The sequence below is a fragment of the Cupriavidus sp. 21MJTG02-4 genome (assembly GCF_057798975.1).
Window position 1 is genome coordinate 639,690 of sequence record NZ_JBYOJP010000002.1, and the last position, 22,075, is coordinate 661,764.

Consider the following 22,075-nt stretch of genomic DNA (forward strand, 5'->3'; position numbering starts at 1 on the left):
CTTTAAATCCGGTCATGGCATACATGAACCGGATTCAGGGATCAGGGTTTGCCAGGGGGCAGCATGGCGCACGTGCTGCCTAAAGCCCAGAGTACTCTAAACGGCGCCTCTTAGAAATGTATGCCAGCCAGGAAACCGCCATAATGGCGGCTTGGCAACGGCGCGAGGCGTGCTTAGCCTGTCTGCCGGATGCCGTCGGGATCCGGGATCCGATCAAGGAGACACCATGCCTGAGTTCCTCCCCCCGTGGCCGCTGCTTGGCGCGTTCGTGCTGGCGAGCCTCGCGTTGGCCGTGACCCCCGGGCCGGCCGTGGTCTATATCGTGACGCGCACGCTGGCGCAGGGCCGGCGTGCCGGGCTGGCGTCGGTCGGCGCCGTGGCCCTGGGCAACCTCGGCAATGCGGCGGGCGCCGCGCTCGGGCTGGCGGTGTTGTTCTCGATCTCGGCGCTGGCCTTCACGGTCGTGAAGTACGCCGGGGCGGCCTATCTGATCTGGCTCGGCATCCGCACCTTGCGCGCCGCGCCGGCGGTGGATGCGGATACGCCGCCTCCGGCGCGGCCGCTGCGCCAGGTATTGCGCGATGGCTTCGTGGTGGCGTTGCTGAATCCCAAGACCGCCATCTTCTTTGCCGCTTTCCTTCCGCAGTTCATGAATCCGGCGGCTTCTGCGCTGACGCAGAGCCTGGCGCTGGGCGTGGGTTTCGTGCTGATCGCGGCCACCACCGACGTCTGCTACGTGACGGCGGCGGCGGCCGTGATGCCGGCGCTGCGCCGTGCCGGGCGGGCACGGGCGGCCGGCCGCTACCTGACGGCAGCGGCCTTTATCGGACTCGGGGTGTTCACGGCGGCGTCGGGTTCGCGCGCCGGCAAGTAAGGGCGGGGCCGCCGCAGCGCGCTTAGCGCAGCGGCAGTTCCAGGATGCCCTCGGCGGCCGGGCGTGCGCGCATGGCGGCGAGCCAGCGCTCGAGTTCCGGCCGTGGCTCGTGCTCGACCGGCGTGCCCATCCATCGATGGGCGGCGCAAGCCAGCGAGATGTCGGCCATGGTGAAGCGGTCGCCGCCGATGAACTCGCGCCCGGTCAGGGCCTTGTCGAGCATCGCAGCCAGCGGTTTCGTGCGCGCGCATGACGCGGCCACGGCGGCATCGTCGCGCTTCTCGGGCGCAATGCGCACCATGTTGAGGAAGGCGGTGACCATGGCCGGGCTGAAGGTGGTGGTCTGCCAGTCCATCCAGCGGTCGGCCGAGGCGCGCGCCTTGACGTCTTCCGGCCACAGCGTGCCCTCGCCATACTGCGCGCACAGGTAGCGCACGATGGCATTGGATTCCCACAGCACGAAGGGCTCGCCGCCCACGTCCGTGCCGCGGAAGTCCTCGATCACGGGGATCTGGCGGTTGGGGTTCAGGCGGACATAGGCCTCGGTGTCGAGGTCGCCCTGGCTGACGCCGATGTCCACGCGCTCATGGTCCAGGTGCAGCTCGCGCGCGCACCAGACCACCTTCTGTACATTGATCGACGACAGTCGACCCCAGATCCGCAGCATGAAGATTCTCCCCTGATCTTTTGCGGTGTTATTCAGGCCGCGCGGGCCTGCGATGCCGACGCGATGGCTTCGCGGAACACCTCGCCCAGGATCGCCACGCCCTGTTCGATGCGCTCTGGCGGCACCGTCACGAACGCCAGGCGCAGCGTGTTGCGCTGCGGGTTGCTGGCATAGAAAGGTGCGCCCGGCACATAGGCGACATTGCGCTTCACGGCTTCTTCCAGGATCGCCATGCTGTCCAGGCCCAGCCCTTCAGGCAACTGCACCCAGATGAACATCCCGCCTTCCGGTTCATTCCAGCTTACGCCCTCGGGCATGTGGCGCGCCAGTGCGTCGAGCATGACCTGGCACTGCTTTCCGTACAGTTCGCGGATGGTCGGGATGTGGCGGTCGAGCAACCCGTCGCGCACGGTCTCGTAGGCCACGCGCTGGGTGAAAGTCGGCGTATGCAGGTCCGATGCCTGCTTGGCCTGGCACAGCTTGAAGTGCAGCTCGGGCGGCGCGATCACGAAGCCCAGGCGCAGGCCCGGCGCGAGCACCTTCGAGAACGAGCCCATGTAGATCACGCCGTCGGGGTTCATCGACAGCAGCGTCGGCAGCTGGTCGCCGGTGTAGCTGAGTTCGCCATATGGGTCGTCTTCGACCAGCAGCACGCCGAATTCCTTCGCGCGGGCCACCAAGGCCTGGCGGCGCTCCAGCGGCAGGCGGCGGCCGGTCGGGTTCTGGAAGTTGGGCAGGGCGTACAGGAAGCGCGCGCCAGCGGTCAGTTCGGCAGTCAGCGCTTCAGGCTGCAGGCCCTTGTCGTCGGTGGGAATCGACGTGAATTCAGGCTCGAACAGCGAGAAGGCCTGCAGCGCGCCGAGGTAGCTCGGCGTTTCCACCAGCACCTTGCTGCCCGGATCGATCAGCACCTTGGCGATCAGGTCCAGCGCCTGCTGCGAGCCCGTGGTGATCAGCACCCGCTCCACGCCAACGTTGTGCCGCTTGGCGATAAATTCACGCAGGGGCAGGTAGCCTTCGGTGGCCGCGTACTGCAGCGCGGCGGCCGGGTTGTCGGCGAATACACGGGCCGTCGCCGCCTCCATGGCCGCTACCGGGAAGGAGGCCGGCGAGGGCAGTCCGCCGGCGAAGGAAATGACTTCCGGACGCTCGGTCACCTTCAGGATTTCGCGGATGGCCGAGCTGGTCAGTTGCTGCGCCCGGCGGGAGATGGCCCATTGCATGATGTTTCTCTTTTGTCTTTGGGAAGCCGCCTGGCGGGCGGCTCAGTCAACGATGAATAGTCTGGCCCCGGTCGGCGTCGATGATCGGTGCGGTTCCGCCTGGTCGGCGACCTGGTAGCTCGTGCCCGCGCTGAGCACGAACTGGCGGCCGTCTTCCAGTTCGGTATGCAGTTCGCCGTCCAGCACGAACAGGATATGGCCCTTGGTGCACCAGTGGTCCGCCAGGTAGCCGGCCGAGTACTCGACCATGCGCACCCGGATCTCGCCGAACTGGCGCGTGCGCCACAGCGCCTCGCCCCGTTCGCCGGGGTGGCGCGTGGGTTCGACCGCGGACCAGTCGGTGGTGCCGAAGGGCAGGTTGTCGATGCGCATCGCGGCAGCGGCCGATGGTTCAGTTCACTTCGACGATCATTTCGATCTCGACGCAGGCGCCCAGCGGAATTTGCGCCACGCCGAACGCGCTGCGCGCGTGCTTGCCCTTGTCGCCGAAGATTTCGGCCAGCAGTTCCGAGGCACCGTTGGTCACCAGGTGCTGCTCGGTGAAGTCCTCCGTGGAATTCACCAGGCTCATCACCTTGACGATGCGCGTGACGCGGTTCAGGTCGCCCACGTGGCCGTGCAGCGTGGCCAGCAGGTCGATCGCGATCGAGCGCGCGGCGGCCTTGCCGGCTTCGGTGTCGATGTCCTTGCCGAGCTTGCCGGCCCATACCTTGCCGTCCTTGCGGGCGATATGGCCCGACAGGAACACGGTATTGCCGGTCTGCGCGGCCATGACATAGGCGGCGGCCGGGGCGCCGGCGGTGGGCAGTTCGATGCCAAGGCGTGCAAGGGTGTCGTAGACGGACATGTGATCTCCTGTCAGTGAGTGCGTTTCGGAAGGATAGGGGGCGCTTCGGTGACGGTGTTGGCGGCGGTGCTGGCGATCGCGGGCGCGGCCTGTTGCACGGCGGCGCGCCGGCCCAGCGCCACCACGGCGATCACCGCCACGGCGAAGGCGATGGTGGCCGGATCCAGCGGCTCGGCCAGCAGCAGCGCGCCACCTGCCAGCGTCAGGAACGGCTGCAGCAATTGTATCTGCCCGACACGCGCCACGCCGCCTTTTGCCAGCCCGGCGTACCAGAACAGGAAGCCAATGAACATCGAGAACACCGACACATAGGCCATGCCGATCCAGGCACGCGGCGATGCGGCGGCGATCACGGCGCTGTCGCGCCAGACGAGCCAGCCCACCACCGGCAGCAGCACCGGCAGCGACACCACCAGCGCCCAGCTGATGGTCTCCAGCCCGCCCAGCTCGCGCGACAGCTTGCCGCCTTCGGCATAGCCAAGCGCGCCGAGCACCACGGCGGCGAACAGGTACCAGTCCGCATGCTGCAGCGCCCCGGCACCCTGCCATACGGCAAAGCCGATCACGAGCGCGCTGCCGGCCACGGCCGACAGCCAGAATGCGGGCGAAGGCCGTTCACGTCCGAACCACGCCGCAAACACCGCGGTGGCGAGCGGCAGCAGGCCGATCACGATGGCGCCATGGCTCGCCGGCACTTCACGCATGGCCTGCGACGAGAACAGCGGAAAGCCCACCACCACGCCAAGCGCGGTCACGGCCAGCCTGGCCCATTGGCTGCCACGCGGGCGGCGCTGCGCATCGAGCGCGCCGCGCATGGCCAGCAGCGCCAGCGCCAGCACGGCAGCGATCACGGCGCGGGCGAGTGCGACGAAGTTCGCGTCCAGTTCCGTCACGGCCATGCGCGTGAACGGCAGCGTCTGGCTGAAGATCGCTACGCCGATAAAGCCCAGCAGCATGCCGCCGGAATGCGGCGGGTGCGAAGCGGAAGTGGTTGCGGTTGCGGTTGCCTGCGGAGAAGTCATGGTGATGTGGGTGGATCAGGCTGTCGCGGGACGCACGCTGACGGCGATCCAGACGGCGGTGAGTGCCAGCGCCAGGCCCATGGCGCGGTTGAACCAGCGCACGCGGTTGCCCTGCATCAGCCATTGACGCAGCGAGGCGCCCAGCACGCCGTACAGGCTGTTGCTGACGAAACCGAACATGCCGAACGTGGTGCATACCAGCAGCACGCGCTGCGCGGGCGATGGCGCGCCGGCCATGTACGACGCGGCGGTGGCCAGCGCCATCATCCACGCCTTGATGTTGGCGTACTGCAGCACGGCGGACTGCCACACATTGAGCGGGCGCAGGACCTGCTTCTCCGCTAGCACGGTGCTGTGCGCGATCCTGGCGGCCAGCCACAGCAAGTAGCCCACGCCGGCCATATGCACGATGGTGGCCAGTGCCGGGCTGCTCAGGATCAGCGCGCCGACGCCGACCGCGCACAGCGCCAGGATGCTGGCAAAGCCGAAGGCCACGCCTATGCAATGGGGCAGCGTGGCGCGCAGGCCGAAATTGGCGCCCGTCACGGCGGCGATGGTGGTGTTGGGTCCTGGCGTGAAGGAACCCACTGCAAGCAGCGTGATGAGCGCCAGGAATTGCGCGGCCGACAGGCCGGTCAGGAAATCTCCGGTCATGGCGCTCAGTGGAAGTCGACGACCACGCGCCGGTTGGTGCCGAGGCAAGGGTCGTCGTCGAAGCGTTTGCCGGTGACGGTCATCGGTGGGTCTCCGTGGTCTTGTTCTTGTTGGTGTTCGGTTCTAGCGCAGGGTGCGGATGCCCTGCGAGGTTTCGATTTCAGCGATGAGCTGCGGCGGCCCGTCGCTTTGTTCCAGCGATATCAGCGTCTCGCCGCCCAGCCACGCCAGGCCCTGGCGCAGCAGTTCGGCATGCGGATGCTGGCCCGTGAGCCGGCGCAGCGCCAGGTCCTGCCGCGGCAGGCTGGCGCCCGGATGCGGGGATACGTCCCACTGGATCAGGCTCGGCAGCAGGCCGTCGCCGGCGCTGGCGGCTTCACCGTGCCAGGCGGGCAGGCTGCCGTCTTCCGGCACCGTGATGCGCCAGCGCAGGTCGCCGCGCTGCATCGGAATGACCGGCGCGATCCGGTCGGGATACTGCGCCTGCCAGCGCGCCAGGTCGGCGGGGCGCTCCACGCGCGCGGCCCAGTGCAGAAGGAAGGGGCCGCTTTGCAGGCGCGCGCGCACGCTGTCGCTGTCAAGCCCGAACCAGCGCGGGCGCTGCGGCGCAGGCGCGTCCGGATCGACCGCGATCACCTCCAGATACATCCCGCCAAACAAGCCGAGCACGCGGTTGTGCGTGCCCATGGCCGCATGGGCGCCGCCACCTTGCGGTGCAATGCCAAGCGCGTCGGCGACGTATGCCGTGCCGGCGTCGAGGGTCGATGCGGCAATGACGAGGTGATCGAGGGCGAGCTTCATGTTGGCTTGATGGTAGACAAGGTAGTCGGTACAGTACCGGTACAGTTATGCGGATCGTATTCAGTACAGTTGCAGGAGCACCACATGGACGGCAGCCACCAGCAGGATTCCTCCGCCGCGCCCGATCGCAAGGATAGCGGAAGCGGCGCGCAGGACACGTCGGGGCGCGCGTTGCGGCTGGTCGTGCCGCCGGGCGCGGCCGGCAGTACGGAGCGCCTGCCCGACCCGGTGCCGTCGGCGCAGATGACGCTGGTCGAGCAGCTCACCGAATGGGCCCGCATGCGCATCGACGAGCGCGTGTTCCGCGCGGGCATGCGCATGCCGTCGATCCGCCAGCTGGCGCAGGAGAAGGGCATTTCCCGCTTTACCGTGGTGGAGGCGTACGAGCGGCTGGTGGCGCTGGGCTACCTCGAATCGCGCCGCGGCTCGGGCTTCTACGTGCGCGAACGCGTGGCGCAGGCCTCGGCCGCGCCGGTGGCGCCCGTGGCGGTGGCCGCGCGCAATATCGACGTGACCTGGCTGTTGCGCAGCATGTTCCATACCGCCGAGACCCGCAAGGCGCCCGGCCTCGGCTTCCTGCCCAACGAGTGGCTCGATGGCGAACTGATCGCCAGCGCGCTGCGTGGACTGGGCCGCCAGCCTGGCAACCATTTCCTGGCCAGCGGCACGCCGCAGGGCTTCCTGCCGCTGCGCCAGCAGCTGCGCACGCGGCTGGAGGAGCTGGAGATCGGCGCCACGGCGGAGCAGATCGTGCTGACGTCGGGCATCACGCAGGCGCTCGACCTGATCGCGCGGCTCTACCTGTGCCCCGGCGACACCGTGCTGGTCGGAGACCCGGCCTGGTTCGTGATGTTTGGCCGTTTTGCCGCGCAGGGGGCGCAGGTGATCGGCGTGCCATACACGGCCGAAGGGCCGGACCTCGAGGCGCTGGAGCGCATCGTGCAGGCGCACCGGCCGCGGCTGTTCGTCATCAACTCGGTGCTGCACAACCCGACCGGCACCTCGCTGTCCGCCGCCAAGGCGTTCCGGCTGTTGCAGATGGCCGAGCAGTACGATTTCCTGATCGTCGAGGACGACATCTACTGCGACCTGTGCCCGCCCGGCCATGCCGCCACGCGGCTGGCCAGCCTGGACCAGCTACGCCGCGTGATCTACCTGGGCAGCTTCTCCAAGACGCTGGCGGCGAACCTGCGCGTGGGCTTTATCGCCGCGCACCCGGACCGGGCCGCGACACTGACCGACAGCAAGCTGCTGGCCGGCCTGGCCACGCCGGAAATCAACGAGCGCGTGCTGTACAAGGTGCTGACCGAAGGCCACTACCGCAAGCACGTGGAGCGGGTGCGCGGGCGGCTGGACCGGGCCCGCGACGACACCCGGCGCGAGCTGGAGCGCCGCGGCCTGCGGCTGTTCCCCGGGCAGCATGCGGGCATGTACCTGTGGGCCGATACCGGCCGTGATACCAATGCCATCGCGACGGCTGGGCATGACAAGGGCTACCTGTTCGCGCCGGGCAGCCTGTTTTCGCCGTCGCAGATGCCGTCGGGCTGGATGCGCTTCAACGTCGCCAGCAGTGGCGACCCGGACATGCTCGACTTCCTGTCCCGGCAACTGGACCGGCGCTGAAACGCTGGCCGGCCTTGAAATTGGCCGGAACCGGCCCTATTTCCCTGAGCACTGGCCTTGCGCCACCCTCATACCCTGATTTTCCGGATTCGAAAAGGAGAACCATGTCCGCACCGCACGAAACGATGAGCTTCCAGGCGGAAGTGAAGCAACTGCTGCACCTGATGATCCACTCGCTGTACAGCAACAAGGAAATCTTCCTGCGCGAGCTGGTCTCGAATGCTTCCGACGCCACCGACAAGCTGCGCTTCGAGGCGATCGCGAACCCCTCGCTGCTCGAAAACGACGCCGACCTGGCCATCCGCATTGAAGCTGACGCCACGGCCCGCACGCTGAAGATCACCGACAACGGCATCGGCATGAGCCGCGACGAGGCCATCCGCAATCTCGGCACCATCGCGCGCTCGGGCACCAAGGAATTCTTCCAGCAGCTGTCCGGCGACCAGCAGAAGGACGCCGCGCTGATCGGCCAGTTCGGCGTGGGCTTCTACTCGGCCTTTATCGTTGCCGACAAGGTCACGGTCGAAACCCGCCGCGCGGGCCTGTCTGCTGACGAAGCCGTACGCTGGGAAAGCGCGGGCGACGGCGAGTTCAGCGTCGACGCCATCACGCGCGCCGAGCGCGGCAGCACCATCACGCTGCACCTGCGCGAAGGCGAGGACGATTTCCTCTCGGCCTGGCGCCTGAAGAGCATCATCCAGAAGTACTCGGACCATATCTCGCTGCCGATCCGCATGCCCAAGGAAGTGTGGGATGCCGAGGCCAGCACCTACAAGCGCACCGACGAGTGGGAAAGCGTCAACCAGGCCAGCGCGCTGTGGACGCGTCCGAAGTCGGACATCACCGACGAGCAGTACACCGCGTTCTACCAGCACATCGGGCACGACAACGAGGCGCCGCTCGCCTGGACCCACAACCGAGTGGAAGGCCGCAGCGAATACACGCAGCTGCTGTACATTCCGGCGCGCGCGCCGTTCGATATGTGGGACCGCAACCACAAGCACGGCCTCAAGCTCTATGTGAAGCGCGTCTTCATCATGGACGACGCCGAGCAGCTGCTGCCGTCGTACCTGCGCTGGGTCAAGGGCGTGATCGATTCCGCCGACCTGCCGCTGAACGTCTCGCGCGAACTGCTGCAGGAAAGCCGCGACGTCAAGGCGATCCGCGAAGGCAGCACCAAGCGCGTGCTGTCGATGCTGGAATCGCTGGCCGACAGCGAAGACGAAGCCGAGCGCACCAAGTACGCGACCTTCTGGCAGCAATTCGGCCAGGCGCTGAAGGAAGGCATGGGCGAAGACCAGGCCAACCAGGAACGCATCGCCAAGCTGCTGCGCTTCAACTCGACGCACAACGACGACGCGGAGCAGACCGTGTCGCTGGCGGCCTATGTCGGCCGCATGAAGGAAGGGCAGGACAAGGTCTACTACGTGACGGCCGATACGTGGGCTGCCGCGAAGAACAGCCCGCACCTCGAAGTCTTCCGCAAGAAGGGCATCGAAGTGCTGCTGCTGACCGATCGCGTCGACGAGTGGATGCTGTCGTTCCTGCGTGAGTTCGATGGCAAGGAACTGGTCTCGGTCGCCCGCGGCGACCTCGACCTGGGGTCGCTTGCCGACGAGGCCGAAAAGGCCGAGCAGGAGAAGGCCGAGACCGAATGGAAGGATGTCGTGGCTCGCGCCAAGACCGTGCTCGAAGGCAAGGCCAAGGATGTGCGCGTGACGCTGCGCCTGACGGAGTCGGCATCGTGCCTGGTCTCGGACGAAGGCGACATGAGCGGATACCTGCAACGCCTGCTGAAGCAGGCCGGTCAGAAGGCGCCGGATGCCCAGCCGATCCTGGAACTGAATCCCGAGCACGCGCTGGTGAAGAAGCTGCGCGATCTGCCGGAGGGCGATGGCTTCAATGACCGCCTGCTGGTGCTGTTCGATCAGGCGCTGCTGGCTGAAGGGGGCATGCTCGATGATCCGACGGCCTATGTGCAGCGTGTGAACAAGTTGCTTGCCTGAACACGGGCATTAAGGAAAAGGGCCGGGCGACCGGCCCTTTTTGCCTCCGGACGTAAGCGATAACGACGCATGACGCTGAAGCGCTGTTTTCCCCCTGTCGTGGATGCCGAGACTCGCGTATTGATCCTCGGCAGCCTGCCCGGCGAGGCGTCTTTGGCGCAGGGCCAGTACTACGCGCACAAGCAGAACCAGTTCTGGCGGCTGGTTGGCGATACGATCGGCGTGGACCTGCGTGCTATGGAGTACGACGCGCGGCTGCAGGCGTTGCTCGCGCACCGCATCGGCCTGTGGGACGTGGTGGCCGAGGCGCGGCGCGAAGGCAGCCTCGATAGCAGTATCCGAGACCATGCGGGCAACGACCTGATCGGCCTGGTCGAGTCCTTGCCCAGCCTCGTGGCGGTTGCGTTCAATGGTGGCACGGCGGCGCGCATTGGCGCGAAAGCGCTGGCGCATCACGCGGATCGGCACCAGCTTGTGATGCTTCCCTCCAGCAGCCCGGCCTACACGCTGGCGTATGCGCAGAAGCTGCACGCCTGGCAGGCATTGCAGGCATGGCTGCCTGCCAGGGCGCGGGAACAACGCTGATATTCCGACCGGTCAGCCAATATCCGGCTGCGTGGCCGCATAGCTCGGCCGCGCGCGCATGACCGCATGGCCCCGCCGGATATTCGGCCGCGTCTCCAGCATCGCCGCGCTTTCGGGGAATCGCCCCAGATACTCGACGATCGGCGCAAAGAACAGGTCGGCCATCGACAACGCATTCCCGACCAGGAAATCCCGGCCACCATAGGCCTGCTCCAATGCATCCAGCTGCTGCTCCATATCGGGCAGGGCTGCCTCGATGGCGGTGCGATCAGGCTTGCCGTCCGGGCCCTTCGGAAACACGTAGTGGAGCACGTAGCGTCGCACCATTGCATCGTAGCCGTGGCAGTTGATCAGGCTGATCCATTGCTCGCAGCGCGCGCGGGCGGTGGGGCCGGTTTGCGGCAACAGGTTCGGGCCGCCAAAGACTTCGTTGATGTAGCCGAGGATGGCGCGCGTCTCGTAGAAGTCGATCGGACCATCGGTGAATGCCGGAATGCGGCCGAAGGGGTTGTGGGCCAGCAGTTCGTCGACGTGCGGCGCCATGGGCTTGAACGTGTAGCGCACGCCTTTCTCCGCCAGCGCCAGGCGCACCGTGCGCACGTAGGTGCTGCGCGCATCGCCGTAGACAGTCAGCGTGCCGGCGCTGCCTTCGGCATCCACATAGTCGCTGAGGTTGTTGAAGACCGATTGCCAGCCCATATTGTGCGAATCGCGCGTGGCGGCGTCGGGGAAGCCGCTATGGCGCATATGCAGGTGCGTGCCGCCATCCTTGTCGGTCAGCGTGATCTCGATCAGCGTGCGCACGCCGGCCGGTAGTTCGCTGCCTTCCCATTGCCACGTATAGGCCAGGAAGTTGGCGCGATCGATCGCCTGGTACTCGCCACCGACGATGTGTTGCTCGCCGTCCTTCGCTCCCATCACCAGCCTGTAACGGCCGCCCACTCGCGCATCGGCGCTGGCTTCCCGCACCTGCATGCCACGCGGGCAATGCCAGGCAGCCAGGGCGCTCTGGTCCGTGAAGGCATCAAACACCCGCTCGCGCGGCGCGCGGATCTGGCGGGTCATCTCCAGGTGAAACGTTGCAGCTTCAGTCATGACTTGATCCCCTTCTTGCGATCGGTGACAGCGGTCTCGGTTTGCGTTTGCTCGACAAAAGCCACCAGCCTGTCGAGATTGCCTTCCCAAAGCCGGCGATAGGTCTCCAGCCAGCCATGCGCATCGCGCATGGCCCCAGGGCGCAAATGGCAGATGCGCCAGCGGGCGTTGATTTCGCGCTCGATCAGTCCCGCATCGGCCAGCACACGCAGGTGCCGGGAGATGGCCGGGCCCGAGATATCGAACGGGCGCGCCAGTTCGCTGACCGGGGCATCGCCCTCGGACAGCCGCGCCAGGATCGCGCGGCGCGTCGGGTCGGCCAGGGCGGCGAAGATGGTGGAGAGCGGGTCGCTGGTGTTTGGCATGCCTTCATTTAACGTGTTGGTTAAATGAAGATCAAGGGCTGTTACATCTGCTGTTCGCGCCATGCCGGCCGATGGGGTAGGCATTGCCTCTTCCTGTACGATGGCGGCACGCCCCACCGCCCCGGTCCCTCCGCAGACCGGGCCTGTCACTCGCAGTATTGCCGGGGAAGTGCCATGCCGCATTCAGACTGGACCCATGAAGCGATCCACCGCATCGAGGCCGATTTCAACCGGTCTTCCGATACCCACCTGATTCCTCTGGACCTGCCGGGCTATCCGGACATCCGCTTCTACTTCAAGGACGAATCCAGCCACCCGACCGGCAGCCTCAAGCACCGGCTCGCGCGGTCGCTGTTCCTGTATGCGCTGTGCAATGGATGGCTGCATGAGGACAGCACGGTAGTGGAGGCATCGAGCGGCTCGACCGCGATCTCGGAAGCCTATTTCGCGCGCCTGCTGGGGCTGCCGTTCGTGGCGGTGATCCCGGCCGGCACCTCGCGTGCCAAGGTGGAGGCCATCGAGTTCTATGGCGGGCGCTGCCATCTCGTCGACAACCCGTCGGAGATCTACACCGAGTCCCACCGCATCGCGCGCGAATCGGGCGGGCATTTCATGGACCAGTTCACCTACGCCGAACGCGCGACGGACTGGCGCGCCAACAACAATATCGCCGAGTCCATCTTCAAGCAGATGGCGCAGGAACTGCATCCGGTGCCGGCGTGGATCGTGGCCAGCGGCGGCACGGGTGGCACGGTGGCCACGCTGGGGCGCTACGTGGCCTACCGGCGGCACCAGACTCGCATCTTGTGTGCGGATCCGGAGAACTCCGTGTTCTTCGATCATTTCCGTGGCTGCCTGGCGGGCAAGCCCGATCCGGCGCTGACGCTCGCCACGGGCTCGCGCATCGAAGGCATCGGCCGTCCGCGCGTGGAGCGGTCTTTTATCCCGACCTGCATCGACGCCATGCTCAAGGTGCCCGACGCGCTGTCGTTCGCCGCCATGCGCTATCTGGCGCAACGGTTCGGGCGCCGCGTGGGCGGATCGACCGGCACCAACTTTGTCGGCGTGCTGTACCTTGCGCAGCGCATGCGCGCGGCCGGGCAGGGCGGCGCGATCGTCACGCTGCTGTGCGACAGCGGCGAACGGTACGCGACCACCTACTATGACGACGACTGGTACCAGGAGCAGCGCATCCACGTGGACGCGGCGGACGCGCTGATCGGCCGCGCCGTGAAAGGCGAACCGGTGCTGACGCCGCAGGCCGTGGATGGACTGGTGGCCGCGGGTGCCGGGTTTCCCGGCGGCGCCGGAGAATGACCGCGCGCGTTTCTGTCACAATCGCGGCTTTCCTGCGCTGGCTGCTGGCCTGCCCGAACAAGCAAGACATGACCCTACTGAAACGCAAATCGATCGAGGCCGTGGCCTCGCGCCGCCCCGCGCGCGGCATCCGTACCGGCGGCGAACGCCCGGCCAGGGAAGAAAAGCGCATGACGCCGCGCTTTGCGCCGGTGACGTTCTCCGAATTGGACGGCGTGCGTTACCTGCACTTCGGCACCGAGTGGGTACAAGGCGCGATGCGCCTGCGCAAGCCCGATGCGATCGAACTCGAATACGCCCAGCAGATGATGGCGTGGCTGCTGTTCCTGTCGCCCTCCGCGCCGGACTTCCACGTGGTGCAGCTCGGGCTGGGCGCGGCGGCGCTGACCAAGTTCAGCCACCGGCATTTCGCGCGGGCCCGCGTCACCGCGGTGGAGCTGAACCCGGCGGTGATCATTGCCGGGCGCAGCATGTTCGGCCTGCGCGAGGACGACGCGCGCCTGAGCGTGCGCGAGCAGGATGCCTGGGACTATGTGATGGACGCCACCAGCACGGATTCGGTGGATGCTCTGCAAGTGGACCTGTACGACGCCACGGCACGCGGCCCGGTGCTCGACACCACCGCCTTCTACCGCGCCTGCCGCCGTACCCTCAAATCGCCGGGCGTGATGACGATCAACCTGTTCGGCGACCACGACAGCTTCCCGAAGAACATCGAGCGCATCTGCGATGCTTTCGACAACCGCGTGCTGGTGTTCCCGGAAGTCCACGACGGCAACGTCATCGCGCTGGCGTTCAACGGGCCGGCCATCGACGTGCCGTGGGAAACGCTGGAAGCGCGTGCCGACGTGGTGGAAACGACCACCGGGCTGCCGGCGCGCGACTGGGTAAAGAAGCTGCGCGCGGCCAATGCGCGCCAGGAAGAGAGGCTGGTGATCTGATGGATAGCTGATGCGCGGGGCCAGCCCCGGCATCAGCGGGCCGTCACTCCTTGTGGAAGAACTGCGCGAGCGACCACTCGTCGGTACGCGCTTCGTACTTCAGGCCCTTCTTCATCGCCCACATCGCGAGCTGGCTGTGCGACGGAATGATCGCGTGGTCGTCCAGTGCGAATTTCGCGGCGGCCTTCGCGTTCTCTTCGCGCGCCTTGTCGCTGCTGACTGTGGTGAGCGATTTTTCGATCAGCTTGTCTAGTTGCGGATTGCTGTACTTGCCCCAGTTCCACGTACCGTAGCCGGTCTTGGGATCGGGCGTGCCGACGATCGAGCGCAGCGCCACGTCGGCCGCGGCGGAGCCCCAGCCGAGCATTTCGAACGAGAAATCGCCCTGGCGCGCGCGCGTGAAGTACACCGCCACCGGCATGGTTTCGACCTTGGTCTGGATGCCCACGCGCGTCAGCATGCTCGCGGTGGCCTGCGCCACGGCGGCATCGTTCAGGTAGCGGTTGTTGGTCGCGTGCAGCGTCAGCCCGAAGCCGTTCGGATAGCCGGCGGCGGCCAGCAGCTTCTTCGCGCCTTCCGCGTCGTAGGCCTCGGGCTTGGTCCCCGGGTGCCCGAAGATCTGCGGCGACACCAGCGACGATGCCGGCACCGCCAGGCCTTCCATGATGCGGCTGACGATGGCGTCGCGGTTGATGGCCTTGGAGATCGCGGCGCGCACGCGCGCATCCTTGAACGGGTTCTTGCCCAGCGGCTTGCCCGCCTTGTCGGTCACGTATGGCGGGTTGTCGCGCGACTGGTCCATCTGCCAGAAGATCGTGCGCCATGACACGGTTTGCTCGATGCGGAACTTCGGGTTCTGCTTGAGCTTGGCCACATCGGCCGCCGGCACGCTTTCGATCACATCGACATCGCCCGCCAGCAGGGCGGCGGAGCGGGCGCCGTTGTCGGTGATGATGCGAAAGATCGCGCGGTCCCATTCGGGCTTCGGACCCCAGTAGTCGGGATTGCGCGCCATCACGATCTCCTGGCCGCGCGCGAAGCGCACGAACTTGAACGGGCCGGTGCCGATCATGGCCTTGCCCGAATCGAAGTCGGCCTGCGTGAGCGTGGCGGCCACCTTCTTCGGCAGGATCGGCACGCTGTTCAGGTCATTGGCCAGGTTGGCGTAGTTCGGCACGTTCATGGTCAGGCGCACCGTGAGGGCGTCGGGCGTGTCGATGCGCGCGATCGGCTTGGTGTAGCTGGTGAACGAACCGGGGCTGTTGACCAGCTTCTCGGGGCGCTCCAGCGACGCCTTCACGTCCGCACTCGTGAACGGCGAACCGTCGTGCCATTTCACGTTGGGGCGCAGCTTGATTTCCCACGTGGTCGGGTTGAGCGGCTTCCATGACAGCGCGAGCCCCGGGATGTAGCGCGCGTTCTTGTCCATGAACACCAGCGACTCGAACATATGCAGCGCGATGGCGTTGTTCGGGCCAGCGTTGTTCCACTGCGGGTCCATCGACGTGACATCGGCGGCCAGGCCAATGCGCAGGTCTTCGGCGCGTGCGCTGCCGATGGCCGAAAGCGTGAAGACGGCGCCACAGAGCAACGCGGCGCGGATGGCGCGGGAGGGGTTGGAATGGCGGCGGAAAGGCATGGCGCTAGGCTCCTCATGCTGGCCCGGTCGGCCGCGTGCGAAGCGGGCGCGCGGCCATGGGCGGTTGTCAGGCAATTTGCCCGCATTGTGCCGGCAAAACGACATCCATGCAGGCTTTCCAGTCAGGCGCTGGTGCCCGGCGCCGTTAAAATGGCGGCCATGTTTGCCAATTCTCCCAACATTGTCTCGGCACAGTCCGACATACACGAACACCTCGCAGCGCGCGTGGCGCGCCATCTTGCCGAGCCGTTTCGCAAGCCGATCGGCGAGGTCAGCCGACGCGCGCTGGACCAGGCGCTCGCGCGCTGGCGGCAGGCCGGCGATGGTCCGCTGATCCTCGACGCGGGCTGCGGCGTGGGCGAAAGCACGCTGCGCCTGGCCACGGCATTCCCGGACCATTTCGTGATCGGCGTGGATCAGTCGGAGAAGCGCCTCGGTGCCGGCAAGGACTGGTGGGGCGACGCGCCCATGCCCGGCAATTTCTGCTGGGCGCGCGCCGACCTCGTCGATGTGTGGCGCATGTTGCAGGAAGATCGCGTGCCGGTGGCGCGGCACTATGTGCTCTATCCGAATCCATGGCCGAAGATCGGGCATCTCGGACGGCGCTGGCAGGGACACGCCGTGTTTCCCGCGCTGGCGGCCTGTGGTGACTACCTGGAATGCCGCAGCAACTGGAAGGTCTACATCGACGAGTTCGTGACGGCGCTGGGCATGCTCGGCCGCTCGTCCGCCACCGAGGCCTGGCAGCCGGAGACTGCGATGACGCCGTTCGAGCGCAAGTACGCGGCATCAGGGCATGGCCTCTGGCGCTGCGTGACGCAGCGCTAGCCGCAAAGCACAACGGCCCGCAGTGCGGGCCGTTGCGTGGAAGCGGGAGAAATCCCTGCTTCAGTGGAACAGGGGCTGCTGCGTCGGCGCGTCTTCGGGCAACTCGGCGTGAACGATCTCGCCATTGCGGTCCGCATAGAGCGGCGTGCCGCAGTCTTCGCAGTATTCCGGATCGAACAACGCGGCGTGGCGGAAGATGTCCTCGACGCCGGCATTGCGCAGCTCTTCGCAGATCTGCTCGAGCGGGTTGCCCTTTTCGTCGGCATCCACTTCGCCGGCTTCGCGGCCATAGACTGGCCAGACGATGCCGTAGATGACGTCCTTTTCGCCGCGCATGGTGAAGCCGACGCGGTACTCTTCCACCACTTCCTCGCCGAACGCCGCCACCACCGCCGCAAGCTGGCCGGCCGGTACGTCCAGCGTGCCGCTCAGGTAGTTCACGGCAGCGCGCACGGTCAGCGGACGGATGCTCTTGTCGGATTCGCGGCAGGACAGGAAGAAGGCATCCGGCAGCAGCAGTTCGAACTCGCAGCCCGGCAGCAGCAGGGCCACGGTGGCCTGCACCTGGCTGCGCCACTGTTCGAGACAGGTCGAGCGCTCGGCGTGGTGTTCCTTCGCATCTTCCTGCCAGCGGAACAGCCCTTGTTCGTGCGGCGCCACCACCACGGCCAGCAGGTAGCGCGGATCGGCCAGGATCGGCGCGGTTTCGGGCAGGTCGCGCAGGTCGACCTTGGGCATCGTACCGCTCAGTGCGGCGGCGGCCAGCTTGTGGGTCAGCGCGAAGGTGTCGCTATGGGTGCGCGGCAGCTGGTCGATGCTGTACAGGTACGGCGACAGCGCCACTTTTGTGCCGGTGGCGAGAACGTGTGCCTGCAGGTGCACGGCCAGGGTCTGCGCCAGGTCGGGCTTCAGCGAGCCGGACGGAATGGCGTAGCGGGTATGCGCCAGGATGGGCGCGGCGACCAGCAGCGCGTCATAGCGCACGCCATCGACTTCCACCGTGGCCGATTCGGCCAGCGTCTCGGCCTGCTCGGCCAGCACGTCGGAGGCGTCCGCGTTGTGCTTGAACAGGTGTTCGAGCGCCGCGTCGAGCGCGGTCTGGCTGCCATTTTTCAGCAGCCGGCCCAGGCGTTGCGAGAGCCGCCGTTCCCAGTAAGCGTCCTCCATGCGGCTGCCCGATGCATCGAGGGCGAGCGCATCGGCCACCAGTCGCTCGGCATCGGGCGAAAGACGCGGGGAAGCCTTGGGGCGAAAACCTGCCATATAGAGAAACCGTCCGTTTTTTCGTAAAACGGTATTCTACTCGCTGCGTTGACAGGAATGACCCTGTCCGAGTGTCTTGCGGCGTGTCGCCGGCAATGTTTACTTTTGCTCGGCAGCAGCCGGTGCGTGGGTTTCGGTGCCGTGCTGCTCACCGCCCATTGATACGTCGCCGCCGCCCTTGCTGAGCAGGTAGAAGGCGGCGCCCGCGACGACGACGAACGCGATGATGATCTTGACCATGGTGTCTCCTGGATTCGTGGATCGGAGGACTGTGGCCGGCTGGCTGGCCTCCGGGCGTTGAACGCCATTCTTGTGAGGCACAGTGTGGCAGCGCTGGCTTGCGTGGAACTTACACGCGGCTAGCCCGAAAAGTGATGAACGGATTTCCTGCGCCCCAATGAAAACCGCCCGCCGTACCCGGCACAGGGCCGGGCAGGGCGGGCGGCGGTCGTCAGTACGCGAGCCGGTCAGGCGGCCAGCAACTGGCGCAGCACGAACGGCAGGATGCCGCCGTGGTTGTAGTAGTCCACTTCGATCGGCGTGTCGATGCGCAGCAGCACCGGCACGCGCTGCACGTCGCCGTTGGCGCGCTTGATCACGAGCACCACGTCCTGCTGCGGCTTGAGCTCGCCCTCGATGCCTTCGATGTCAAAGGTCTCGTTGCCAGTAATGCCCAGCGTTTGCGCGCTGTCGGTGCCCTTGAACTGCAGCGGCAGCACGCCCATGCCGACCAGGTTGGAGCGGTGGATGCGCTCGAAGCTGCGGGCAATCACCGCCTTCACGCCAAGCAGCTGCGTGCCCTTGGCCGCCCAGTCGCGCGACGAGCCGGTGCCGTATTCCTCGCCGCCGAATACCACCGTGGGGGTGCCTTCGGCGATGTACTTCATCGCGGCGTCGTAGATCGACATCTCGTCGCCGGTCGGATGGTGGATCGTCAGGCCGCCTTCCACGCGCGAACCGTCGGCCTTCGGCGGGATCATCAGGTTCTTGATGCGCACGTTGGCGAAGGTGCCGCGCATCATCACCTCATGGTTGCCGCGGCGCGAGCCGTAGCTGTTGAAGTCCGCCTTCAGCACGCCATGCGACAGCAGGTACTTGCCGGCGGGCGAGGTGTCCTTGATCGAGCCGGCCGGGGAGATGTGGTCGGTCGTCACGGAATCGCCAAAGACGCCCAGCGCCCGGGCGCCGCGCACGCTGGGGCTGACGCCGGACGGCTCCAGGGTGAAGTCATCGAAGAAGGGCGGTTCGGCGATATACGTCGACTCGGGCCAGTCGTAGACCTGGCCCTTGGTGCCCTTGATCGCGCCCCACAGCTTGCTCGGCTTCTTGACCTGCTCGTAGTTGCCCTTGAAGGTCTTGGCGTCCATCGCGAACTTCATCAGCGCATGGATTTCGTCCGAGCTCGGCCAGATGTCGCCGAGCCAGATGTCCTTGCCGCCCTTGCCCTTGCCGACCGGCTCGGTCATCAGGTCGCGCGTCACGTTGCCGGCGATGGCATAGGCCACCACCAGCGGCGGCGAGGCCAGGAAGTTGGCGCGGATGTTCGGGTGGATGCGGGCTTCGAAATTGCGGTTGCCCGACAGCACGGCGGCTGCGACCAGGTCGTTGCTGACGATGGCCTCGTTCAGTTCGGGCGTCAGGTCCCCGGCGTTGCCGATGCACGTGGTGCAGCCGTAGGCGGTCACGCCGAAACCGAGTTTTTCCAGGTAGGGCAGCAGGCCGGCGGCCTTCAGGTACTCGGTGACCACGCGGCTTCCGGGCGCCAGCGAGGTCTTGATGTGCGGCGCCACCGTCAGACCCGCTTCCACGGCTTTCTTCGCCAGCAGTCCGGCGCCGAGCAGTACGCTGGGGTTCGAAGTGTTGGTGCAGGAGGTGATGGCCGCGATCAGCACGTCGCCGTTCTTCACGTCGATGCCATCGGCGGTCTGGTAAGTGCGGTCCAGCTCGGCCGGCTCCTTGTTGAAGCCGTTTTCGGCCACGGGCTTGCTGAACAGCGAGCTGAAGGTGCTCTTGACGTGGCCGATCTCGATGCGGTCCTGCGGACGCTTCGGTCCCGCCAGCGACGGGGCCACGGTGCCAAGGTCCAGCGAGACCACCTTGCTGTAGTCGATATCGCCAGCCTTGGGGATGCCGAACATCTGCTGCGCGCGGAAATAGCCCTCGAAGGCGGCGATTTCCTCGTCCGAGCGGCCGGTGCCCTGGAAGTAGTCGATGGTCTTCTCGTCCACCGGGAAGAAGCCCATGGTGGCGCCATACTCGGGCGCCATGTTGCCGATGGTGGCGCGGTCCGGCAGCGCCAGGCTGGCGGTGCCTTCGCCGAAGAACTCGACGAACTTGCCGACCACCTTTTCCTTGCGCAGCATCTCGGTGATGGTCAGCACCAGGTCGGTCGCGGTCACGCCTTCGCGCAGGCGGCCAGTCAGCTCCACGCCCACCACATCCGGCGTAAGGAAGTACACCGGCTGGCCGAGCATGCCGGCTTCCGCCTCGATGCCGCCCACGCCCCAGCCCACCACGCCGATGCCGTTGATCATGGTGGTGTGGCTGTCGGTGCCGACCAGGGTGTCGGGGTAATACACGCCGTCCTTCTTGTGGACGCCGCGTGCCAGGTATTCCAGGTTGACCTGGTGCACGATGCCGAAGCCCGGCTGCACCACGCCAAAGGTGTCAAAGGCCTGCATGCCCCACTTCATGAACTGGTAGCGCTCGTTGTTGCGCTGGAACTCCAGTTGCATGTTCAGGTCCAGCGCCTTTTTCTCGCGGAAATGGTCGACCTGTACCGAGTGGTCGACCACCAGGTCCACGGGAACCAGCGGTTCGATCTGCTTGGGATTCCGGCCCATTTTCTCGGCCACGTTGCGCATGGCGGCCAGGTCGGCCAGCAGCGGCACGCCGGTGAAATCCTGCAGGACGACGCGGGCCACCACAAATGGAATCTCGTCGACGCGGTCCGCGTTCGGCTGCCAGCCGGCAAGCTGGCGGACATGTTCCTCGGTCACCTTCTTGCCGTCGCAGTTGCGCAGCACGGACTCGAGCACCACGCGAATCGACACGGGCAGGCGTTCGATCGCCACGTTCAGTTCCTCGCCCAGCCGGGGCAGGGAATAAAACTGGCCCTTGCCTGAAGAGCCGATCTTGAATTCTTGTAGGGTCTGCGTCTTATTGAGGTTGTGGGGCATTGCCATACTCCAGTCGAGGAATGTTGCGGTGGCGTTGAGTCGGACCTGACCCCGGCGGCGCCGTCATGGCGTTCACCGCGGTCCGATGTCGTTGCGACTGATACTCTAACCGCCGCGCACGCCGCCCGCCAGCGCGTGCCGGCGAACGCTGCGTTCGCGCAATGACTGCCATGCCGGCAACCATCCCCGCCGGCATGGCGCCCGATGGCCCGGCCCTGTGTAGGCCGGCCCGGGAGCCGCCGGATTTACTGCTTCGGCGCAGCCGATTGCTGGGTCGCGTCGGGCTGTTGCTGTTGTTGCTGCGGCGGCGCGGCCAGCAGCGGCGAGGTCACCGGCGCGCGCAGGCCGCCAGCCTGGGTCGGCGCGGCACCGCCGGCCTGCATCTCGGCGTTCTGGCATTCATCGGCCAGGCGCTGGCCGAGGTTCTTGTTGAACAGCATGGCCTTGCTCGGGATCACCACCAGGTCCAGGCCGCTACGGGCGTCGAAGTAGCGGTCGGCACCGGTCACGGTGGACTGGCGCGGCAGCTTGTATTCGCGGCCCTGCCAGTTCACGGTCAGGACTTCATCGCGCAGCATGTTGCCCGAGATGTACAGGGCGTTGCCAAGTTCGCACTGCCATTTTTCGCCGGTCGGCGTCACGGCCGCTGCGGCCGGGGCGGCCTTGCTGCTCTTCTTGGCCGGCGCCTTCTTGGTGGCCTTGTGGGCCGGTTCCTGGGCCATCACGGTGCCGGCGGTGCCGAGGGTGAACGCGCCGAGGCACGCTGCGAGGACGAGCTTTTTCATAGAAATAACCTTTCGGGGTCTGTGTCTTTATGGTCTGGCACGCCTGGGAGGATTCCCAGGCATGGGCAAGATTCCGCCGATATTCTCTACGATTTGCGGGACAGGGCAAGTAGCCTGCCCTTTCGTTACATAATCGGGCGCAAGTCGGGGGAATGTGGCGGACGCGAGCCTCACATGCGCTTTACTTCCGCGCTTTACTTCCGTTCCGCGATCGGGACGAACTTCAGATTTTCCGGACCAGTGTAGTTGGCGCTCGGGCGGATGATCTTGTTATCGATGCGCTGCTCGATGATGTGCGCAGCCCAGCCCGACGTACGCGCGATCACGAACAGCGGCGTGAACATCGCGGTCGGCACGCCCA

General features: G+C 66.4%; 22 protein-coding genes. 7 read left to right on the forward strand and 15 right to left on the reverse strand.

Annotated elements, in window-relative coordinates; all coding sequences use genetic code 11:
* Positions 1-226 precede the first annotated feature (226 nt).
* Positions 227-874 carry a LysE family translocator gene (locus AC3FKH_RS06180; protein WP_488673794.1) on the forward strand — a complete coding sequence of 216 codons (648 nt, stop codon included), beginning with the start codon at positions 227-229 and terminating at the stop codon, positions 872-874.
* A 22-nt stretch (positions 875-896) separates the two neighbouring features.
* Here AC3FKH_RS06180 and AC3FKH_RS06185 read toward each other — a convergent pair whose 3' ends face one another.
* The 7 genes from AC3FKH_RS06185 to AC3FKH_RS06215 form a co-directional block, all read right to left on the reverse strand.
* Positions 897-1,541 carry a glutathione S-transferase family protein gene (locus AC3FKH_RS06185; protein WP_483708728.1) on the reverse strand — a complete coding sequence of 215 codons (645 nt, stop codon included), beginning with the start codon at positions 1,539-1,541 and terminating at the stop codon, positions 897-899.
* Between the two features lie 32 nt (positions 1,542-1,573).
* On the reverse strand, positions 1,574-2,764 hold the full coding sequence (locus AC3FKH_RS06190) for an aminotransferase-like domain-containing protein (RefSeq protein ID WP_488673796.1): 1,191 nt from the start codon (positions 2,762-2,764) through the stop codon (positions 1,574-1,576).
* Positions 2,765-2,806: 42 nt separating this feature from the next.
* On the reverse strand, positions 2,807-3,136 hold the full coding sequence (locus tag AC3FKH_RS06195) for a DHCW motif cupin fold protein (protein ID WP_488673798.1): 330 nt from the start codon (positions 3,134-3,136) through the stop codon (positions 2,807-2,809).
* Between the two features lie 19 nt (positions 3,137-3,155).
* The gene (locus tag AC3FKH_RS06200) at positions 3,156-3,611 is read right to left on the reverse strand and encodes a RidA family protein (protein ID WP_483731581.1); all 456 of its coding nucleotides are present in this window, start codon (positions 3,609-3,611) and stop codon (positions 3,156-3,158) included.
* Between the two features lie 11 nt (positions 3,612-3,622).
* Positions 3,623-4,567 (reverse strand): DMT family transporter, encoded by a 945-nt coding sequence (locus AC3FKH_RS06205; RefSeq protein WP_488673872.1) that lies wholly within the window; start codon positions 4,565-4,567, stop codon positions 3,623-3,625.
* An 81-nt stretch (positions 4,568-4,648) separates the two neighbouring features.
* The gene (locus AC3FKH_RS06210; protein WP_488673801.1) at positions 4,649-5,287 is read right to left on the reverse strand and encodes a LysE family translocator; all 639 of its coding nucleotides are present in this window, start codon (positions 5,285-5,287) and stop codon (positions 4,649-4,651) included.
* 123 nt (positions 5,288-5,410) lie between these two features.
* A complete protein-coding gene (locus AC3FKH_RS06215; RefSeq protein ID WP_488673803.1) occupies positions 5,411-6,088 on the reverse strand; it encodes a VOC family protein in 678 nt (225 codons plus the stop codon).
* 84 nt (positions 6,089-6,172) lie between these two features.
* On the opposite strand from AC3FKH_RS06215, the gene AC3FKH_RS06220 reads away from it, so the two are divergent.
* The 3 genes from AC3FKH_RS06220 (at position 6,173) to AC3FKH_RS06230 (ending at position 10,302) form a co-directional block, all read left to right on the forward strand.
* Positions 6,173-7,711, forward strand: coding sequence for an aminotransferase-like domain-containing protein (locus AC3FKH_RS06220; RefSeq protein WP_488673805.1), 1,539 nt, complete (start codon positions 6,173-6,175; stop codon positions 7,709-7,711).
* Between the two features lie 104 nt (positions 7,712-7,815).
* Positions 7,816-9,717: a molecular chaperone HtpG gene (gene htpG / locus AC3FKH_RS06225; RefSeq protein WP_488673807.1), complete on the forward strand. Its 1,902-nt coding sequence runs from the start codon at positions 7,816-7,818 to the stop codon at positions 9,715-9,717.
* A 69-nt stretch (positions 9,718-9,786) separates the two neighbouring features.
* Positions 9,787-10,302, forward strand: coding sequence for a DNA-deoxyinosine glycosylase (locus AC3FKH_RS06230; RefSeq protein WP_488673809.1), 516 nt, complete (start codon positions 9,787-9,789; stop codon positions 10,300-10,302).
* Positions 10,303-10,314: 12 nt separating this feature from the next.
* Here the strand turns inward: AC3FKH_RS06230 and AC3FKH_RS06235 are convergent, their stop codons facing one another.
* Entirely contained in the window at positions 10,315-11,397 is a 1,083-nt protein-coding gene (locus AC3FKH_RS06235; RefSeq protein WP_488673811.1) for an SRPBCC domain-containing protein, read from the reverse strand.
* Entirely contained in the window at positions 11,394-11,762 is a 369-nt protein-coding gene (locus tag AC3FKH_RS06240) for an ArsR/SmtB family transcription factor (protein ID WP_483711517.1), read from the reverse strand. Before AC3FKH_RS06240 ends, AC3FKH_RS06235 begins: the two co-directional genes overlap by 4 nt.
* A 174-nt stretch (positions 11,763-11,936) precedes the next feature.
* Here AC3FKH_RS06240 and AC3FKH_RS06245 point away from each other — a divergent pair, with 174 nt between their 5' ends.
* Both AC3FKH_RS06245 and AC3FKH_RS06250 read left to right on the forward strand, forming a co-directional pair.
* The gene (locus AC3FKH_RS06245) at positions 11,937-13,079 is read left to right on the forward strand and encodes a PLP-dependent cysteine synthase family protein (RefSeq protein WP_488673813.1); all 1,143 of its coding nucleotides are present in this window, start codon (positions 11,937-11,939) and stop codon (positions 13,077-13,079) included.
* Between the two features lie 68 nt (positions 13,080-13,147).
* Positions 13,148-14,020, forward strand: coding sequence for a class I SAM-dependent methyltransferase (locus AC3FKH_RS06250; RefSeq protein WP_488673815.1), 873 nt, complete (start codon positions 13,148-13,150; stop codon positions 14,018-14,020).
* 43 nt (positions 14,021-14,063) lie between these two features.
* On the opposite strand, the gene AC3FKH_RS06255 is transcribed toward AC3FKH_RS06250, so the two are convergent.
* Complete coding sequence (locus AC3FKH_RS06255; RefSeq protein ID WP_488673817.1) at positions 14,064-15,659, reverse strand: ABC transporter substrate-binding protein; 1,596 nt, start codon at positions 15,657-15,659, stop codon at positions 14,064-14,066.
* A gap of 150 nt (positions 15,660-15,809) precedes the next feature.
* Here AC3FKH_RS06255 and trmB point away from each other — a divergent pair, with 150 nt between their 5' ends.
* A complete protein-coding gene (gene trmB / locus AC3FKH_RS06260; RefSeq protein WP_488673818.1) occupies positions 15,810-16,487 on the forward strand; it encodes a tRNA (guanine(46)-N(7))-methyltransferase TrmB in 678 nt (225 codons plus the stop codon).
* Between the two features lie 60 nt (positions 16,488-16,547).
* Here the strand turns inward: trmB and AC3FKH_RS06265 are convergent, their stop codons facing one another.
* The 5 genes from AC3FKH_RS06265 to AC3FKH_RS06285 form a co-directional block, all read right to left on the reverse strand.
* Positions 16,548-17,750, reverse strand: coding sequence for a DUF2863 family protein (locus AC3FKH_RS06265; RefSeq protein ID WP_488673820.1), 1,203 nt, complete (start codon positions 17,748-17,750; stop codon positions 16,548-16,550).
* A 99-nt stretch (positions 17,751-17,849) separates the two neighbouring features.
* Positions 17,850-17,990 (reverse strand): hypothetical protein, encoded by a 141-nt coding sequence (locus tag AC3FKH_RS06270; protein WP_483708712.1) that lies wholly within the window; start codon positions 17,988-17,990, stop codon positions 17,850-17,852.
* Between the two features lie 227 nt (positions 17,991-18,217).
* A complete protein-coding gene (gene acnA, locus AC3FKH_RS06275) occupies positions 18,218-20,929 on the reverse strand; it encodes an aconitate hydratase AcnA (protein WP_488673822.1) in 2,712 nt (903 codons plus the stop codon).
* A 245-nt stretch (positions 20,930-21,174) separates the two neighbouring features.
* Entirely contained in the window at positions 21,175-21,714 is a 540-nt protein-coding gene (locus AC3FKH_RS06280; protein ID WP_488673824.1) for a hypothetical protein, read from the reverse strand.
* A 194-nt stretch (positions 21,715-21,908) separates the two neighbouring features.
* Positions 21,909-22,075: citrate/2-methylcitrate synthase (locus AC3FKH_RS06285; RefSeq protein ID WP_488673874.1), on the reverse strand; the 167-nt coding region annotated here is incomplete at its 5' end.

Bases quoted from the DNA above. Each gene is read 5' to 3' on its own strand.
- AC3FKH_RS06185 (WP_483708728.1), bottom strand. From the start codon at position 1,541: ATGCTGCGGATCTGGGGTCGACTGTCGTCGATCAATGTACAGAAGGTG.
- trmB (WP_488673818.1), top strand. From the start codon at position 15,810: ATGGCGGCCATGTTTGCCAATTCTCCCAACATTGTCTCGGCACAGTCC.
- htpG (WP_488673807.1), top strand. From the start codon at position 7,816: ATGTCCGCACCGCACGAAACGATGAGCTTCCAGGCGGAAGTGAAGCAA.
- AC3FKH_RS06190 (WP_488673796.1), bottom strand. From the start codon at position 2,764: ATGCAATGGGCCATCTCCCGCCGGGCGCAGCAACTGACCAGCTCGGCC.
- AC3FKH_RS06255 (WP_488673817.1), bottom strand. From the start codon at position 15,659: ATGCCTTTCCGCCGCCATTCCAACCCCTCCCGCGCCATCCGCGCCGCG.
- AC3FKH_RS06235 (WP_488673811.1), bottom strand. From the start codon at position 11,397: ATGACTGAAGCTGCAACGTTTCACCTGGAGATGACCCGCCAGATCCGC.
- AC3FKH_RS06220 (WP_488673805.1), top strand. From the start codon at position 6,173: ATGGACGGCAGCCACCAGCAGGATTCCTCCGCCGCGCCCGATCGCAAG.
- AC3FKH_RS06210 (WP_488673801.1), bottom strand. From the start codon at position 5,287: ATGACCGGAGATTTCCTGACCGGCCTGTCGGCCGCGCAATTCCTGGCG.
- AC3FKH_RS06195 (WP_488673798.1), bottom strand. From the start codon at position 3,136: ATGCGCATCGACAACCTGCCCTTCGGCACCACCGACTGGTCCGCGGTC.
- AC3FKH_RS06250 (WP_488673815.1), top strand. From the start codon at position 13,148: ATGACCCTACTGAAACGCAAATCGATCGAGGCCGTGGCCTCGCGCCGC.
- AC3FKH_RS06230 (WP_488673809.1), top strand. From the start codon at position 9,787: ATGACGCTGAAGCGCTGTTTTCCCCCTGTCGTGGATGCCGAGACTCGC.
- acnA (WP_488673822.1), bottom strand. From the start codon at position 20,929: ATGCCCCACAACCTCAATAAGACGCAGACCCTACAAGAATTCAAGATC.
- AC3FKH_RS06180 (WP_488673794.1), top strand. From the start codon at position 227: ATGCCTGAGTTCCTCCCCCCGTGGCCGCTGCTTGGCGCGTTCGTGCTG.
- AC3FKH_RS06265 (WP_488673820.1), bottom strand. From the start codon at position 17,750: ATGGCAGGTTTTCGCCCCAAGGCTTCCCCGCGTCTTTCGCCCGATGCC.
- AC3FKH_RS06205 (WP_488673872.1), bottom strand. From the start codon at position 4,567: ATGCTGCTGGGCTTTATCGGCGTAGCGATCTTCAGCCAGACGCTGCCG.
- AC3FKH_RS06280 (WP_488673824.1), bottom strand. From the start codon at position 21,714: ATGAAAAAGCTCGTCCTCGCAGCGTGCCTCGGCGCGTTCACCCTCGGC.
- AC3FKH_RS06245 (WP_488673813.1), top strand. From the start codon at position 11,937: ATGCCGCATTCAGACTGGACCCATGAAGCGATCCACCGCATCGAGGCC.
- AC3FKH_RS06270 (WP_483708712.1), bottom strand. From the start codon at position 17,990: ATGGTCAAGATCATCATCGCGTTCGTCGTCGTCGCGGGCGCCGCCTTC.
- AC3FKH_RS06200 (WP_483731581.1), bottom strand. From the start codon at position 3,611: ATGTCCGTCTACGACACCCTTGCACGCCTTGGCATCGAACTGCCCACC.
- AC3FKH_RS06240 (WP_483711517.1), bottom strand. From the start codon at position 11,762: ATGCCAAACACCAGCGACCCGCTCTCCACCATCTTCGCCGCCCTGGCC.
- AC3FKH_RS06215 (WP_488673803.1), bottom strand. From the start codon at position 6,088: ATGAAGCTCGCCCTCGATCACCTCGTCATTGCCGCATCGACCCTCGAC.